Origin of the sequence: uncultured Methanospirillum sp., assembly GCF_963668415.2 — an archaeon.
Taxonomy (GTDB): Archaea; Halobacteriota; Methanomicrobia; order Methanomicrobiales; family Methanospirillaceae; genus Methanospirillum.
In genome coordinates this window covers 949,764-964,921 of the sequence record NZ_CAXXDL010000001.1, presented here as the reverse complement: position 1 = coordinate 964,921, position 15,158 = coordinate 949,764, and the positions used below count along the sequence as shown (strand labels likewise).

General features: G+C 49.7%; 14 protein-coding genes. 4 read left to right on the top strand and 10 right to left on the bottom strand.

Translation table 11 applies throughout. From position 1 onward, the window contains the following. Positions 1–71: 71 nt before the first annotated feature. The 7 genes from ACHZA2_RS04445 to ACHZA2_RS04415 form a co-directional block, all read right to left on the bottom strand. Complete coding sequence (locus ACHZA2_RS04445) at positions 72–980, bottom strand: cysteine-rich small domain-containing protein (protein WP_319578689.1); 909 nt, start codon at positions 978–980, stop codon at positions 72–74. After that, a complete protein-coding gene (nrdD, locus tag ACHZA2_RS04440) occupies positions 977–1,339 on the bottom strand; it encodes an anaerobic ribonucleoside-triphosphate reductase (protein ID WP_319539922.1) in 363 nt (120 codons plus the stop codon). The genes ACHZA2_RS04445 and nrdD overlap by 4 nt, the downstream gene beginning before the upstream one ends. Before the next feature lie 65 nt (positions 1,340–1,404). Beyond that, a complete protein-coding gene (pyrF, locus tag ACHZA2_RS04435; protein ID WP_319578688.1) occupies positions 1,405–2,049 on the bottom strand; it encodes an orotidine-5'-phosphate decarboxylase in 645 nt (214 codons plus the stop codon). Then, entirely contained in the window at positions 2,046–2,972 is a 927-nt protein-coding gene (locus ACHZA2_RS04430; protein ID WP_319578687.1) for a deoxyhypusine synthase, read from the bottom strand. Before ACHZA2_RS04430 ends, pyrF begins: the two co-directional genes overlap by 4 nt. Before the next feature lie 50 nt (positions 2,973–3,022). Next, positions 3,023–3,211, bottom strand: a complete 189-nt coding sequence (locus ACHZA2_RS04425) for a 2-hydroxymuconate tautomerase (protein ID WP_319539925.1) — start codon at positions 3,209–3,211, stop codon at positions 3,023–3,025. Positions 3,212–3,226: 15 nt separating this feature from the next. Next, on the bottom strand, positions 3,227–4,489 hold the full coding sequence (locus ACHZA2_RS04420; RefSeq protein ID WP_319578686.1) for a tRNA(Ile)(2)-agmatinylcytidine synthase: 1,263 nt from the start codon (positions 4,487–4,489) through the stop codon (positions 3,227–3,229). 56 nt (positions 4,490–4,545) lie between these two features. Continuing rightward, complete coding sequence (locus ACHZA2_RS04415) at positions 4,546–5,940, bottom strand: DUF2079 domain-containing protein (protein ID WP_394698483.1); 1,395 nt, start codon at positions 5,938–5,940, stop codon at positions 4,546–4,548. A gap of 108 nt (positions 5,941–6,048) precedes the next feature. Here ACHZA2_RS04415 and ACHZA2_RS04410 point away from each other — a divergent pair, with 108 nt between their 5' ends. Continuing rightward, on the top strand, positions 6,049–6,966 hold the full coding sequence (locus tag ACHZA2_RS04410) for a transcriptional regulator (protein ID WP_319539928.1): 918 nt from the start codon (positions 6,049–6,051) through the stop codon (positions 6,964–6,966). Between the two features lie 52 nt (positions 6,967–7,018). Beyond that, a complete protein-coding gene (gene thsA, locus ACHZA2_RS04405; RefSeq protein ID WP_319578684.1) occupies positions 7,019–8,677 on the top strand; it encodes a thermosome subunit alpha in 1,659 nt (552 codons plus the stop codon). A gap of 81 nt (positions 8,678–8,758) precedes the next feature. On the opposite strand, the gene ACHZA2_RS04400 is transcribed toward thsA, so the two are convergent. Continuing rightward, positions 8,759–9,268, bottom strand: coding sequence for a chemotaxis protein CheW (locus ACHZA2_RS04400; protein ID WP_319539930.1), 510 nt, complete (start codon positions 9,266–9,268; stop codon positions 8,759–8,761). Between the two features lie 590 nt (positions 9,269–9,858). On the opposite strand from ACHZA2_RS04400, the gene ACHZA2_RS04395 reads away from it, so the two are divergent. After that, positions 9,859–12,153, top strand: coding sequence for a methyl-accepting chemotaxis protein (locus tag ACHZA2_RS04395; RefSeq protein ID WP_319578683.1), 2,295 nt, complete (start codon positions 9,859–9,861; stop codon positions 12,151–12,153). Positions 12,154–12,269: 116 nt separating this feature from the next. Here the strand turns inward: ACHZA2_RS04395 and ACHZA2_RS04390 are convergent, their stop codons facing one another. Together ACHZA2_RS04390 and rimI are read right to left on the bottom strand one after the other, a co-directional pair. Next, complete coding sequence (locus ACHZA2_RS04390; RefSeq protein ID WP_319578682.1) at positions 12,270–13,202, bottom strand: CAP domain-containing protein; 933 nt, start codon at positions 13,200–13,202, stop codon at positions 12,270–12,272. Positions 13,203–13,319: 117 nt separating this feature from the next. Continuing rightward, positions 13,320–13,784: a ribosomal protein S18-alanine N-acetyltransferase gene (gene rimI, locus ACHZA2_RS04385; RefSeq protein ID WP_319578681.1), complete on the bottom strand. Its 465-nt coding sequence runs from the start codon at positions 13,782–13,784 to the stop codon at positions 13,320–13,322. Positions 13,785–13,858: 74 nt separating this feature from the next. On the opposite strand from rimI, the gene ACHZA2_RS04380 reads away from it, so the two are divergent. Further along, positions 13,859–15,115 carry a DUF1015 family protein gene (locus ACHZA2_RS04380; RefSeq protein ID WP_319578680.1) on the top strand — a complete coding sequence of 419 codons (1,257 nt, stop codon included), beginning with the start codon at positions 13,859–13,861 and terminating at the stop codon, positions 15,113–15,115. The last annotated feature ends 43 nt before the right edge of the window (positions 15,116–15,158 follow it).

Sequence of the window (15,158 nt, the reverse complement as noted above, 5' to 3'; positions counted from 1 at the left end):
GCACAGGGCGAAAGTGAACAGTTGAAAAATAATCTGTGATGTATATCTGTGGTGCAATACTCACAAGGTCTTTATTCGTGTGGATAATGTAGAAGAAGTGCTTTCAGTTCCGAACTGGTTGCTTCCGGGTTGCGTCGCAGATGATGTACCACTGATAACTGGTGATTGAGTGTGCATGGGACGCAGCTCCATACCCGTCCGCGGGATCCAATTGTCCATTCACCAAGGGTTTCGTCTTCGCAGGGATAGAGCGGGCAGTAACAGAGATCACACCGTTGTCCTTTGAAGTGACAAGGGTAGTAGGGACAACCCTTCTTCTGCCATTCTATCCATCGATCCCCCCCGATGGTGGAGTGAATATGAAATGACGGCCAGACATCGGAATGGTCAGGTCCCTTTGAAATATGTTCTATAACATCTGCAATCCCGTATCGTACGGCCTCGCGGATCTTCTCATCCACGTTGTGATCCTCACCCCGGGCTGTGGCGTCCCTTTCTGCGCCGATGATGATCCCTCTTCGATCGAGGCCTGATATCCTGTCATCACCTGCAGTTGCCTGTAATTCTGCCTCGTTTACTGATGTCAGTGCTGTGAGGAGATCACCATCGGTCAGGTCTCCACTGATAGTGCAGATGATCCTGATGGCGCCTTCTATCTGGGGATCTGCTGTATCATGTTTCTCATGCCCGGCGGAACCTCTGGTTTTTCCGGCGGTGATGAACACCGTCACCTGATCATATCTGAAGACTGCGTGCTGTGTGACTTGTGTCGGTATGAGTAACCCGAAGGCTACTGCAGGTGATAGGCCGTTGCGAAGTGCAGCATTCCTGATCACCTGCTCATTATCAGGAGAATTGGGTGGGTGAACCGGATGGGTCAGAAGAGATGTGACATTTCTGATGCCCCCGCTATCCCCGGTACTGCAGGCCCGGAATGCACCCCTTACAATAAGGGTATTGTTAGCGAGGTAATACCTCATACAACTGAGTAGCGTTGTCTGTCTTTGAGTTCCTGCTGTTTTCCTGCGTTCCAGCCTGATACATCCTGCAGGTATCCGGTTACCCTGCTGATCTGCACCACATCATGCGAGCCGCATTCAGGACAGACCGCCTCGCCACAGAGCGGACAGTACTCGATGGTTGAGGATATCTCATGAGCACAATCACAGGTGTCAAGCGGGCACATGATCTCCATGTTCCGTTCGCCGCATGCCGGGCATGGTGTCTCATCCACAACAAGATGGCAGGAATGACATTTGTATCGCCGTTCTGCAATTGGTATATCATCTTTTGATGAGTACAGTGCTGCGATCTTCCGCTGCTGCTCACTCCATATCATACACATACATACTGAACCGGATCATATCAGACTATCTGGGAGTATTGGCAGTTATCCTGTTGTCTTCAACTCCGGGTTCCGCGAATTCCGGCATATCCTGCCGCTGCTGCTGCCGGGTCATCAGCCTCGTAGATCGCCCTGCCAACAATAATGCCGTCTACCATCCCGGCTATCGAATGTGGATCTCCACCCTGGGCTCCGACCCCAGGTGAAAGGATCTTCCGTGTTCCGATGATCTCACGCAGAATTCGTGTTCTCTCCGGTCGTGTTGCCGGTGCGATTATTCCGTCTGCCCCGGTTTCGATGACCATCCGGGCGATCCGCTCTGCTGTGCCTCCCTGGAAGAACTCGGCGCCGCCGGGATGGCTCATCTCGGCAACCACATAACACTCGCCCCCCTGAGCATGTGCAACGGTTACACAAGCTTTGACCGAATCAGATCCCGTAAATCCGTGGCATATGATCCCTGAGAATCCTGCAGCGAAGACCTGCTCTGCGATGAGCTGGTTGGTATTGGGAATATCTGCAACCTTGAAGTCAGCAATGAGCGGAAGCCCGAAGTCAGCGAGATCTTTTGCAATGCCAAGCCCTTCGGCAAGGATGAGGGGGTACCCTATCTTTATTGCATCAATGTGCGGTGATGCCGCTGAAGCGATCCGTAGTGCATCTGCCCTGTTTGTCGGGTCCAACGCTAGGATGAGATCAGTCATGAAATTCTCTCCAGGGCTGTTGCAACAAGGAGTGGGAAGGTGATGGTGGCGTCGCCGTATACAGTAACGGTCTCTGCATCCTCTTCCACCTTACCCCATGATCGCGCTTCATCAAGGGTTGCTCCCGAAAGTCCTCCGAGATCAGGACGGTCACCGGTCAGTTGAATCGCGTACGTAAAACCCTTCGGGGTCATCAGCATGCTCTGAAGGATGAAGTTCTTCGGGACTCCTCCCCCAATGAAGAGGGCCCCGGCCCTCTCGGACTCAAAACAGAGATCGATGATCTTTGTCATATCAGCAAAGGCATCCACCGTGACCTTTCTTCCCTGTCGGAAAAGCCAGTACTGCAGGCCGATCATCGAATCCTGGATGGCAGGACAGAATACCGGAATCTTGTGCTTTGCTGCGGTTGCTAGGATACCTGTCTCAAGTTTTGAGCCGATATGGGCAAGGAGATCACTGATAGAGATAGTACTCCCATCTTCCAGATCGCTGTAGACTCCCTGCATAAACTCTTCAAAAGAGATGAAGGCATCATTCGGGAGGTAGACATCATATATTCGGTTTATCTCCTCGTGCCTGAGATCCACATCATTGCAGCGCTCGGTTCCCTTGAAGTGATGGCAGCCGATAGCCTCTATCACGTCATGAGTGAGGTTTGCCCCGGTTGAGACCAGAGCATCTATCTTTCCATCCCGGATAAGATCGCTCACGATCCCTCCCATCCCTGCAGGAACCATTGCCCCTGCAAATCCGAGGAACCGGGTTGTTTTGGTATCGGTCAGCATGGTTGTGTAGATGGAGACCGCCCGCGAGAAGGCGCCTCCGTTATACGCACCCGCCTGCCCCATCACCGTAACCAGATCGTTGACACTCATTCCCGGCCTGAGATGAGCCTGTCTGACCGGAATATCGCAGTCCATGTGTATGTATGTACCTTTGCGCAACAAGTAACTGGTGATGAGTGGATCCGTTATGTGGTTTCTGAAAGGAATACTCCTGATTTTGCGATCTGGTCACGTCCGAGTTCGTAGATGTACACGGTGATCGCATCAGGAGCCACACCAAGTTCTTCGACAAGTACGTCAGTAACCCGCTTTGCAACGGCTCTCTTCTGTTCCTGTGTTCTTCCTTCAGCCATGGTAATCTGAACAGCCGGCATTGTTCAAGAGTTAGGTCATCCGGTGAAAAAAATGTTAGCAGGCCCTTCTTTTCTTCTGATGAGGGGTCGTGCAAGGTGTCTGCGGGCTGATGGTGGAACCTCGTACCAGCCGGGGAGGATCTCCCGTCTGTGTGTCACTATTTCTGGTTCATGGGCTTTTTCTCCGCACTTTCTGCATTTGTACCCCTTCCCTGTTCCAGCGCTGGTCATCTGTTTATGACAGGTCTTGCAGTACGGTGCAGTCCTGCGTTCATCTTTCTCACTGGAACAGAGACAGAATTTCTCAAGGTTTAGTGTGCTGTTCAGGTATGATCCGACTGCGATGATCTGATCTCCCGGAATGAGGAGTCTGATCTGCTGTCTGAATGTTTTTGTGGGTTCAAATGCCATACAGGTGAGTTCTGCTCCCTCATCCCCGATGACCAGACTGACATGCCCCCCGGTCCCGGTGACCGGCTGTTTCAGAACCGTTCCATTCACCCGGTATGAGGATCCTTCTTCCAATGATCCGATCGTTCCGGTGACCAGATGTGCATCGGTTCCCTGGTTTGTGAGCCAGATCTGCCCCCATGGGTATGACTCTGATCTGATGCATGATGCTGCACGTGCTACGGCGAATGGTGAATCTCCCCTTATTCCATAGAGGACCGGGTCAGAAGAATGCGGTACACAGACGACAGAGTTCTGTATCCAGTCAACGGTGTCCCATGTATGCGGGGTCGTCACCGCTTCTGAAGTGAAGAGACTTTCAGGATCGACCTCACGGGGAGTTGTCCATCGTGATTCGTCCCGGTACGCCAGAAACTCCCAGGTGTGGTCCGGAAGAACAGAGGCGATTGCAGCTGCAGCTCCGATGAGTCCCCGGCCGAGTTTAAACCCCTTCCATACCCTGGCATGTTTTGTGAGTAGTTCCTCAACTTCAGAGATGGTGCAGATAGAAGTGACTGCCTTAAAATAAAAATCCGGGGGTAATTGCTCATCTGCTACTACCACACCGGGGTGTGTCTTTTCACACCTGAAGTCTGCATAGGCGTGGACGAGAGTACAGGCATGTGCAAATGCCACATCCGGATCTCCAGAGGCCCTGATGGCGATTGCAGCATTCCCCCGTGTCCGGTACGGGATTGTCGGGTTCAACCTGATGAGGCGTGCTTCTTTTACTAAAAACCCTACTGCACGAAGATCTCTGATGAGCCTGGCTCCAAGCCAGGTTGTGCACATCCCCTCTGCTGAATCGGTGTCGTCAAGACCGATCCAGAATTCTTTTTTGCTCAGCACCAGATCACCGTTTTAAAGAAAGAGGAGGATATCATCATGGCACCGGTATCTGAAGATTACGAGAGACTACTTCGTTTGAAAATATATAGTCCGTTTTCTCTGTAAATGCATTTGTATGAGCGGGAAATCTCCTGAACCCGATCCACGTATGACTTTGAGTTTACGAATTTTGTTAAAAAAACCACGTAATCTGCGTTATTGATCTGATCTTCATACAGGTACATTCTTTCTGAAAAGAATGGCACCAGGTTTGCCTGGGTGGACACTGAAGCGTTACCCGGTATCTGCGAGACTCCTTTTATGAACCACTCTGAATCTGCATGCATATCCTCTGACGCCTCAAGAATCGGGTTGATGGTTACTGCCGGGGAGTAGAGACAACATGAGATGATATTGCTAACAAGGAGAGCGAGGAGAAGGATCTCAAAGAGATGATGTGTATTTCCTGCGACTTTTTTCTGAATCTTTTGAAGTGAGAAGATGGTTGCAAAGAAAAGTGGCACGATGAGTAAGGATGAGTATTGCGCCCCGATGTTAAAAAACCCTGATTGCGAAAGAAAAATTTCTGCAAACGGAGGGATCGAGATCACCAGGATTTCTGGTGATAATAACGGCAGGAACAAGAGGGGGATGAATATTTCTATAAGATACACGATCCTGGGAATCAGGTCAAAATTGGAATCTGCACTTACCTGATAGTATTGTGAAATAAATGTTGTAGAGACCAGTTCATGCATCGGGCTGAAGGCAGGCATTATCACAAAAAATGCAATGATAACCCAGATAGCGGATACGATAAGCAGGGTAAGATATGTGCGGAAACTATTCTGGTCCTGATTCCTGTATAGATACACCCCGTATAATGACGCAAAAAGGATGATCACTGCAACATCCTCCTTGATCATGAGACATATCAGTCCCAGAATCAGGATTGCGATGTTTCTTTTAAATATACATGCATAGGCAAAAAAACCCAGAAGAAGCGGCAGAAATGCGATCTCATGAAAATCAGTCAGGGTCACTCCGTGCAGGGCCGGGTACAGGAAGTATATAAGCGAGAGTACAACAGCCCCCGACTCTCCGATGTATTTTTTTGCAGTGATATAAATCGGCACTGCACCAAGACCGAGAAGGATAGTCTGGACAACCAGCAGGGTCTGTGCTCCTGGAAGTATTGCGTAAAGGGGGAGGAGAACTACAAGTATCGGAGAGGTATGCACACCGAAATGGGATGTCACTCCGTTGTTGATCGAGTTTTCAAGTGAGTTGAAGAAGAACCTCCCTTCAAATGCTGTTGACCAGAGGGCCTGGCTGAATATCCCCAGGTCATGATTCATCTGAAAGGTGTTCATCTTGAGTATTGAGTACCAGGAGAAGAACAGAATATAGATTCCCAGGCACAATAGGAAGATGATGTCAAATCTTGTTACATTGACTGATGACGTTTTCATATCTTATAGTAAATACTAATATATCTTGGATTATTGAATAAACCTGTTCAATTCACCTGATACCATATTCTTATTACTGTTTTGGCCCAATACAGAGTAACTACAGGCATGTCACAGGACCGTCTGCTCCAGAATGTCATCAGCGTGATGATGATGGCTGGCTATGATGTATCAGAACTCTTTGCAATGCGGCCGAAGAGTTTTGACCTCATCGCCAATAATGGCACTCAGATAGTTGTCCTGAAAGTAATCTCACATATAGACAGTATCAGCGAAGATAACGCACGTGATCTGGATCAGATCTCACGAAATCTCGGCGGTACTCCGCTTGTAGTCGGAGAACGGGCACGCGACGCTGAACTGGAGCGTGGAGCGGTGTACGTCAGATACGGCATATCTGCGATAAATTATGCCACTCTCCATGATTTCTTTGTTGACGGCTCGCCCCCTCTAATCTACGCCTCACCTGGTGGTCTCTATGTCAACATCAGCGGCGAAAAACTGCGTGAGCTGCGTGAGGTAAGCAACCTCTCACTCGGCGATCTCGGCCAGATGCTCGGAGTTTCCCGCCGTACCGTGGCAAAGTACGAGGCCGGGATGGGCACTACGATCGATATCGCCATCAGGATCGAAGAGACCTTTGACAGCGGAGTTGTCGAGCCGATCGATCTGCTGAGTTATTCACCTCATATTCCTCACGATTTCTCTCTCCCTGAAGAAGACATCCCTATCCAGCCGTTTATAGAGGAGATGGGGATGCACCTGCAGATGATGAACCGTGCGCCCTTCCAGGCCCTGATCAGGTATGAGGATCATACAATTCTCACCGGTTATGGCAGATCCCAGAAATTATCAAAAAGGGCCGGAATTATCGGCAATATCTCACAGGTAACCCGTTCCCATGCCATGTGCATCATGACTGATGATCAGCGCAAGCGTAGAATCGGCAAGACCCTGATGCTTGGCGAGGAGGACCTTCTCTCAATGGAAGAGGCGGATGATCTCCTCAATCTCATTCTGAACTGACATTTTTATATAGAACCACTAAACAACCTTATCACACACGTGGTGATTCTGTATGTCTACACAGCTTGGAGGACAACCAATTCTTATTCTTAAAGAAGGCAGTTCACGCACCCGCGGGCGAGATGCCCAGGGAATGAACATCGCCGCCGCAAAGGCGGTTGCCAACGCAGTCAGGACAACTCTTGGGCCAAAAGGTATGGACAAGATGCTCGTGGACAGCATCGGTGATGTCGTTATCACAAACGATGGTGTCACGATCCTCAAAGAGATGGACATCGAGCACCCGGCTGCAAAGATGATGGTCGAAGTTGCCAAGACCCAGGATGATGAGGTCGGCGACGGTACCACCACCGCAGTCGTAATTGCAGGTGAACTGCTCAAGCGCTCTGAAGAGCTTCTCGAGCAGGATGTTCACCCAACCGTTATCGCCCACGGATACCGGATGGCAGCAGAGAAGGCGCAGGAACTCCTGAAGGGCTTCGCAATTGATGTCAAGCCAAAGGATGTAAAGATCCTCAAGAAGATTGCCGAGACCGCAATGACCGGAAAGGGTGCAGAAGCCTCAAAAGACAGCCTCTGTGACCTTGTCGTCAAGGCAGTCACCATGGTCGCAGAGACCGATGGAACTGTTGACACAGAAAATATCAAGGTCGAGAAGAAAGTCGGCGGGTCAATCGAAGACTCCGAGATCGTTCTCGGAATGGTCATCGACAAGGAGCGTGTCCACCCAGGTATGCCAAGCAGCATCACCAAGGCAAAGATTATGCTCCTCAACGCGGCAATCGAGTTCAAGAAGACCGAGGTTGACGCCGAGATCAACATCACCAGCCCTGACCAGCTTCAGGCATTCCTCGATGAGGAAGAGCGGATGATCAAGAGCATCACTGACAAGGTGATCAAGAGTGGTGCAAAGGTCGTCTTCTGCCAGAAGGGTATCGACGACATCGCACAGCACTACCTCTCAAAGGCAGGCATCCTTGCAGTCCGCCGTGTCAAGAAGAGTGACATGGAGAAACTTGCACGTGCAACCGGAGCAGCAATCGTCTCCAGCATCGATGCAATTTCAGACTCCGAACTCGGGTTTGCAGGAATTGTTGAAGAGCGCAAGATCTCAGGCGAAGAGATGATCTTTGTCGAGGAGTGCAAGAATCCCAAGGCAGTCTCTATCATCATCCGCGGTGGGACCGAGCACGTTGTTGCAGAACTTGAGCGTGCCTTCGAGGATGCAATCCGCGTAGTCGGCGTTGTCCTTGAGGACAAGAAGTGTGTAGCCGGTGGAGGAGCACCTGAAACCGAACTTTCACTCCGTCTCCGTGAGTACGCAGCAACCGTCGGTGGCCGTGCACAGCTCGCAATCGAAGCATTTGCATCAGCACTCGAGATCATCCCCCGCACTCTTGCAGAGAACGCAGGTCTTGATCCGATCGACATGCTGGTCGAGCTTCGTGCAGCACATGAGAAGGGTCAGAAGACCGTCGGTCTCAATGTCTTCGAGGCAAAGCCCTCAGACATGCAGAAGGAAGGAGTTGTCGAGCCGCTGCGTGTCAAGACCCAGGCAATTGCCAGTGCTGCAGAAGCAGCAATTATGATCCTGAGAATTGACGACATCATCGCCTCTGCAAAGTCAGCAGGCCCGGCCATGCCACCAGGCGGCATGGATGAGATGGGAGGCATGGGCGGTATGGGTGGAATGGGCGGCATGGGGATGTAATTCCCCATACACCAACTATCCAGATTATTCCCAATTCCCAAAAATCAAGTATTCTTTTTTCGTTTCGAAGCTGAAAAAAAGTTATTCTTGCCGAGTTCCTGAACTCTCGATCGTCTCTATCAGGATCTTCCTGACATCGATCCAGATGATCAGACGTTTCTTACTCTCTACATCAGCCTCTTCAGTCTCGGTCCTGGTCCCGTCATCCTGAGAGAGTTTGATGATACCATGAACATAATCCGCGAGCTCTGCATTCACGCCTTTCACATTGGTATCGATGTCTTTATCCTCAACGGTGAGGACACTGTGGACCTCGTCAACAATCATCCCGACACTTGTATTCTCAAATGCGTCAGGGACCAGCACCATGATGTTCTGTTCTTCCCGCTCTTTTGCAGGTTTTATTCCCAGAAGATGGTGAATATTAATTATTGTTGTGATCTCACCACGCAGATTCAGAAGACCTGTGACATGGCCGGGAGCTCGTGGGATTGGAGTTATGGGGAGCATCTCCACGATCTCACGTGCAATCTGTATATCCATGGCATATGATTCTCCCCCCAGATTGAACTCAAGAATATCGACAGCCATCTTATAGTGAGTGAGTTTACCGTGAGAAGGTTTCAACCTTTGTGATCCAGGTGCATGGAAAAAAGCGTCTCTCCCATATATCAGGGAATGTGGAAAGGCAGGAGAAATAACACCTGCCTATATGTGTTCAAAACCCCCCGGATATCTCATGCCTGATATGTCCACAGAAGTTTCCCTGACAATTAAAAGATTTTTCCGTCCAATATATAATACTTTTTATTTTAATGCGAAATATATCCGATTTTCACTCCCTGATACCAGATCCAGATGTTATAATCATCTTTGAAGCCGCTTCGGGGAATTATCTTCTTCAGATTCTAAACTCTTTAAATCTTGGTTTTAATTAAAAAATATCCCTGAATATTACCTTTGAACGAGATATTTACGAAAAAAGATATTTTCTCTGTATACCTGAAATCAGGATCTCCGTCTTCATATCGCGCAAAGCTTCCTCCTGAATACTTGATCAATAAGAAGGTGCCGCATCATCCACGCTTCCCGATAATAAAAAAAGTCTTTAATGTAAGTCGTGAGAGATTATTATTATTTGCGCTGCGAGAGTGTTGATCAACGGTGACTCAGGGATAAAGATGGCAATAGATCAATTGCGTGTCCTCTTGATAGAGGACAATGAGGATCATGCATTTCTGGTGATGCATGAACTAAAAAAAGGTGGATACACGACAGATCTCTTGAGACTGGATACACTGCAGTCTGTCCGTGAAGCATTTGACACCAAGGAGTGGGATGTTGTCCTCTGTGATTATTCACTCCCCGGGTTTACCGGTCTTGATGTTCTTCAGGAGTTCAACAAACGTGGTCTTGACATTCCTTTCATCATTATTTCCGGAGAGATTGGTGAGGATACTGCGGTCTCACTCATGAAGAGCGGTGCCCACGATTACATCTTTAAAGGTAACTTAAAGCCCCTGATCCCGGTCATTCAGCGTGAGATCCGTGAGTCCGAAAACCGGAAGAAGAGCAGGGAGAATGATCAACTCCGGGAGGCAGAGGCAAGAAAATACCGCGCAATGATAGATGCGGCGTATGATGGCATAACCCTCTTTAACAAAGATATTCTCGTGGAGTGCAACGCCACAACATCAGAGATTTTTCTGATCCATGGTGAAAAGATCCTCGGGAAGAGTCTGCGTGATCTCTCTCCTCCTACACAACCGGATGGCACTGAATCGGTTTCCTTCTTCAGCAGGCACTATGACGATGCAGCCCGGGGGATTCCTCAAAGCTTTGAGTGTGTCCTCAACAGGGGCGATGGTACTTCGTTTGATGCAGAAGTCACGCTCAAGGTTCTGGATCTTCCTGAAGGTCAGAGGACGCAGGCGACATTCAAGGATATCACAGAGCGCAAGCGTGTAGAACGTGAGATGAAAGAGCAGATGGAGACAATCCGTGAGCTTCAGCAGCAGGAGATGACGATGATCAATCAGAATCCCCTTCCGCTCCTCCTCATGGATCTTAATCTGCGGATTCTCAAAGTGAATGAATCGTTTCTTCAGATGAGTGGCTATTCTGAGAGTAAACTCCTTTCAATGAGGGCTCATGACTTTAAAGTTCTTGAAAAGACAGGCATGGGTCTCAAGGAAGCCCTGAAGACAAAGAGAGCAGTTACCGGTCACCTTGTTGTTGAGTTCCCTGCAGGTGTTCATCATATTGAACAGGATATCATCCCGCTTCTTGACAAGCATGAGCAGGTGGTCAGCGTGATGTCCACGTACAAGGATCGGACCGATGAGATCGGCAAGGAGAAAGAGATCCAGCGGATGATCCAGGAGTCTAAAGACCATGCATCAGCACTGGACATCAGCGCAAAGGATCTTGCTGGTGCGTTTGAGAAAGTCTCAGCAGGAGATCTCACTGCTGACATCGTCATACGTGAGAGCGATCCCCTGGGTGTGGTCAAGAGTGATGCCGTCAAGACCGTAGAGGCCCTCCGGAATGCACTTCTTGAAGTGAACAGGGTATCTGGCGATGTTTCAGACACAATGAATGAGATCAGCAAAGGATCTGAATCAATTGCAAAGGCAACCCTGCAGGTGGTCCAGACCGTTCAGCAGTCAGCCGAGACCGGGAAGGATCTCATAGCCCATATCGAGGATATCACGGATCAGATCTCCACCCTCTCCGCGTCAAATGAAGAGATCACCAGCACCTCACAGGAGATTCTCAGACATGCCCAGGATGTGACTGTGCGGGGAAGCGAGGCTCAGACCCTTGGAAACGAGGCGAACGACCGGATGGATGTTGTAAAGCGGATCGCCCAGGAGAGCGTTGAGGATATTGATGAACTCAACAACCAGATCCGTGAGATCAACAAGATCGTGAAGATGATCAATGACATCGCCGGTCAGATCAATCTGCTCGCCCTCAATGCTGCAATCGAGGCTGCCCGGGCAGGAGATGCAGGCCGTGGATTTGCTGTGGTTGCCGGTGAGGTCAAGAACCTTGCTGCAGACGCCAGAAAAGCCACAGATCATATCTCTGATGTCATCAACGCCATCCAGCGGAGCAGTGAGAAGACATCAACCGCAATCCGTTCATCTCACTCCGAGATCGCACATGGGGTGGAGAGTGTGACCAAGACGATAGAGGCCCTCAATCAGATGGTGAATGGTGCTTCTGAAGTCACCCGTGATATGCGGGAGATCGTCAAGGCGATAGAGGATCAGGCAAACATCTCTACCTCGGTTGTGAACACGGCACAGGAAGGAATCAGACTGACCGGTGATAACCTGAAACAGGTCGAAGAACTCTCAACCCTGGCCGAGCAGGTCAGTGCATCGGTAGAAGAGATCAACAGTGCGATCATGGAGGTCGGCGATCTCACCAGCGAACTGAAGAATGAGATTCATAAGTTCAAAGTGTAACTTGTGGTCCTCACAAATTTTTCGGGGTCCTCTTCTGTGACCACGCTATCTCGAAATTCCTATGAAAACATTTCATCAGTTCTGGGTGGGGCCCCCAATGGGCACCATTGGGGTTTTTAAAAGAAGTTCTGGGTGATGTAGTAACTTGACCCGTCAAAGGAAGTCCCAAGTCCTATCACTCTGAATTCTGGAAGCAGCAACGTTGTCTTGTGAGATATACTGTTCATGAATGATTCTATTGCGACCTTTGCAACCTGATCCGGATCATCAGGATTGATCTTCCCGAACTGGTAGACATCACCGATTGGAATCTTCACAATGTTCTCGCTTATCCCATAGAACTTCTGCCCGCTCGGGAGATACCGTGTCTGGTTATATCCGTGGCGGGTTGCCCGGTCGATCGGATTCTCGCCCGATGGGTTGACATGGTCAAAGAACTGGCGATCTGCCATATCCTGACTCTGATCCTGTGCAACCACATCGAGTGCAGAATCCCGCGTTAACTCTGAAAGATTTCGTTTCGCCCGCTCCTCATTTGTATAGTTCAGTACGAGGTCAGATATCCGTTCGTCATACCAGTTTTGCGGGCGGGTATAGGTGTTGTTGATGGTGACCTGGTTGCCTGTGATGCTGTTGTCGCTCTCATTTTCATCGTTGATGAGGGTAAACTTGATCGTGAGCAGGGCACCTGCGTAATATTTTCCTGCAGGGATAGTGTCAGGTACTTTTCCGATAAGTCCGGTCTCAACAGACTTTCCCGGTCGTATGAATGAGACTTCAGTCTCGCCGACCGGGTAGTCAGCGGTTGTGATGTTCTTGTCTGTCGAAAGGTACACCGTCACCGTATCAGTCATTGAGATCCTGGTGCCCTTGTTCACCACTGTAAACCTGGTATAGAGTGGGCTTCCCGGTGCGCCGGATGGGGCCGAGTGAAGATCAGTGATGGCAAGATCAAAGGTGGATGATTCATTCGTGGCAGCTGCCACTGGTAATGAAATGGTGAGAAGTATGCTCAGGGAGATAAGAAACAGTCCGATTCTGAGTATCATGATATATCACTCCTGCCACCGGTCTGGTGATCAGGATAGTTAGAAAAGGTTCAGGTTAAGAGAATAATTAGTTCACGGTGAAGGTCTGCTTTCACAAGAGGCAGAGGCTGGCACCTGTTAATACTTGAACCACCGCATCATCACTATGGCATCCTCGGTGTTTGCATAGTACTCTGCATACTGAAACACCGGTTCATACCCGAGTTTTTTGTAAAAAATCTGTGCTTTCTGGTTTGATATCCTGACCTCAAGTTGCATTGCAGTGGCGCCCTTGAGCATGACCTGATACTCTGCCCGCTGTACCAGGGCTGATCCTATTCCTGACCCGCGATGAAGTGGCGATACCGCAAGGCTGCAGATATGGCCGTACATGTCTTCACCGGTATCCTCCACCCCGCAGATGATATACCCGGCAACTCCGTCCGATGCTTCAGCGATAAAATTAGTATCAGGAAATATTTCCAGAGCCTCCTCCAGAGTATCCCTGCTCCACGAATCTGTAAATGATCTCTGTTCGATAGACTCAACTGCAGGAATATCAGCCTCTTTCATCCTGCGGATCTGCAGATTCCTGGTCTCCATATTTGCAGTACTGGTTTGTCACTGCCCTCTTATAGGGGCAGGGGGATACGTATAACCAGACTGGTGCCAGACATATGGTTCATATATATCCTTTTGCAGCGGTGCGGCCTGCTGATGGTAAGGCTCAGGAGATAACTGCAGTGCCTTATGATGTGGTCAGTGCCTCAGAAGCACGTGAGATCATCGCCGTTCAGCCACTCAGTTTTCTCCGGATCAGCAGAGCAGATGCACTACTTCCTGACTCCGATCCGTATGCAGATCAGGTCTACTCCCTCTCAAGACAGATATTTGATGAGTATCTCACTGACAAGGTTATTATCCAGGAATCCGATCCTGCTCTCTATGTATACCGGGTTCTCCATGATGGACGGTCATACACCGGCCTTTCATGTTGCGTTGATGCCCGTGAGTACAAATCCGGTATTATTCACAAGCATGAGCTGACACGGTATGACAAGGAAGAAGACCGGACCCGGCACATCGATGCGATGAATGCCAATACCGGCCCGGTTGTCCTGCTTCACCTGAAAAACGAGGACGTGGCAACCCTGCTTCAGAAAGGAACAGCCGGTGCACCCCTCATGGAGGTCACTGCAGCAAACGGGAGTATTCATCAGATCTTTGCTATCCGTGATCCTGATCAGATCCAAATTCTTGCAAAGGCATTTGGAGAGATCCCGGCCCTTTATATCGCTGATGGTCATCACCGGTGCAAGTCTGCCCTGAATGTTGCAGAGCGAAGGATTGAAAGGGGAATCAGCATCCCTGAAGAGACCTGGCATGTAATGGGTGTCGTCTTTGCAGAGGATGAGGTGAAAGTTCACGGGTACAGCCGGCTGCTGACTTCGCTTGGTGAATATACACCACAGACATTTCTGACCGCACTCCGGGCGGTTGCAACAGTAACACCATTTGATGGAGTTGAGCCTTCTGCCTACTCGATCACGCCAAAGCAGAAGAAAGGCGAGCTTCACGTATTTCATCTCTACCTGGAAGGAAGATGGTATGAATGTGCGATCCAGATCTCCGGTGCGGTCTCCCGTATTGATTCGCTCGATGTATCGGTTCTGCAGGATCAGGTTCTTGTTCCGTTCCTGGGAATCACCGATTCCCGGGGAGATGCCAGGCTCCAGTACTTAGGTGGTGCCCGGCCCATACGCGACCTGATGGCGAAGGTAGACTCTGGAGAATATGTAGCCGCGATTGCCATGCAGCCGGTGGATGTCCAGACCGTCTGTGCCATCGCAGATGACGGTGGGATCATGCCCCCGAAGTCCACCTGGTTTGAGCCAAAACTTCTGAGCGGTCTTCTTGTTCACCTGCTCGAATAAAATTCTATACCTTTTTTAGGCGATGTGAGGCTCGTTCTGCCTC